This window comes from Mesorhizobium sp. M4B.F.Ca.ET.089.01.1.1 (assembly GCF_004022605.1).
In the GTDB taxonomy this organism is placed as follows: Bacteria; Pseudomonadota; Alphaproteobacteria; order Rhizobiales; family Rhizobiaceae; genus Mesorhizobium; species Mesorhizobium abyssinicae.
Window position 1 is genome coordinate 1 of sequence record NZ_RZOS01000845.1, and the last position, 1,294, is coordinate 1,294.

The following is a 1,294-nucleotide window of genomic DNA, read 5'->3' on the forward strand; positions in this document are numbered from 1 at the left end:
TCCTTGCGCAAGGCAGCGTTCAGATCCTTCTCCGGATAGACGAAGCGCACGCCGAAGACCTTGCGGCCTGCCTCTGGCGCATAGTCGTGCAGCTCGATGAAATAAATTCGTTTCGTCGTCACCACGTTCATATTGGTGGTGACGTTCTTGGCTACCGGTTTGACGAACAGGATGTTGCCCTTCTCCGAAGGCGCAACCTGCCAACTTTCCGTATCGCCGAGCGAGATCGTTTCGAATCTCTCGTCTTCGTCGAAAATGATCATGGTCGAAATGCCATAGGTGGCATTGACCGTGACCACGTTGTTCGGCTGATAGACGACACTGGTAACGCGCCCGTCGAGGTTGCCCGGACGAGGCGTTTGCGCGCCATGGGCGTGAGTCTGGATGGCGACGGAAAACGCCGCCGAAAACAGCAGGCGTTTCATCATCCCTCGTCCCCCAGCGTAACCGTTTCCTGGTCGCGGCGGTAGTTGTAGACTTGGAATCCGAGGGGGTTTTCAAACCGCCATTCATTCGTTTCCGGCGTGTCGGTATAGCGGTAGCGCACAACCGAAATGTAGTGCCGGACGATCGAATCCGTGTCGGACTTTTCCGTTGTCGAGAACCGGACCAGCGCTGTGCTGGCGTTCGAGAACGTCACGGACTTGACGTCCACCAGCACGCGCTTGTTTTTGCCGTAGACTTTGGTCGGATTGTTCCGGTTGGCTGCGCTGTACTGCTCTGCCAACTCGCGTGCCGCATCCCCGGTCGACAGTAGAGCGGCGACGCCGAAGTTTTCTTCGATGGCGAACGGGTCATAGCCCTCGCGCTGGCGGATATAGCGCACCACATTGGCTTGCGTGATGGCTTGCGTCTCTGTCAGGGTCAACGGCTTGGTCAGGCCTGTCTTGACCTCGATATAGCCGGTGTTCTTGTCGACCTCGACGATATACGGCTCGAAGGTTTTCAGCGGGACCAAGAGAACGAGCGCGACGAGCGCCAGCAGCGTGATCACGCCGAAAAGCAGCGCCACGAACCACGCAAGCGAGCGGGAGCGCTTCGCCTTCTTGACGATCTCGTTTTCCCATCGGTCGCCGTCCTGAAAATAGCTCCTCAAAGCACCTTCGTTGTCTGCCATATTGATCCAGCCCTTACTTTGCCTGCCAGCGAGCCGCCTCAGCGAGGCATGCTGTTGTTGGAGATTCTGTTCTGCATGGCAGTGCGCTCATTGGCCGTGCGAATGTTGGCAACCATGCCGGAATGGATACGATCACGTGCACGCATACCGGCATTGCCGACCACGCCTGCCGTGCCG

Annotated in this window: 2 protein-coding genes; both read right to left on the reverse strand. The window is 57.9% G+C overall.

The annotated features are described in order from the left end of the window. On the reverse strand, nt 1-428 hold a 428-nt coding region (locus EN780_RS34435; protein ID WP_189557003.1), incomplete at its 3' end, for a TrbG/VirB9 family P-type conjugative transfer protein. Continuing rightward, nucleotides 425-1,117: a type IV secretion system protein gene (locus tag EN780_RS34440; RefSeq protein ID WP_128276477.1), complete on the reverse strand. Its 693-nt coding sequence runs from the start codon at nt 1,115-1,117 to the stop codon at nt 425-427. The genes EN780_RS34440 and EN780_RS34435, both read right to left, overlap by 4 nt. Nucleotides 1,118-1,294 lie beyond the last annotated feature (177 nt).

Excerpts from the sequence above, each read along its gene's own strand:
- EN780_RS34440 (WP_128276477.1), bottom strand. The coding sequence starts at position 1,117 with ATGGCAGACAACGAAGGTGCTTTGAGGAGCTATTTTCAGGACGGCGAC.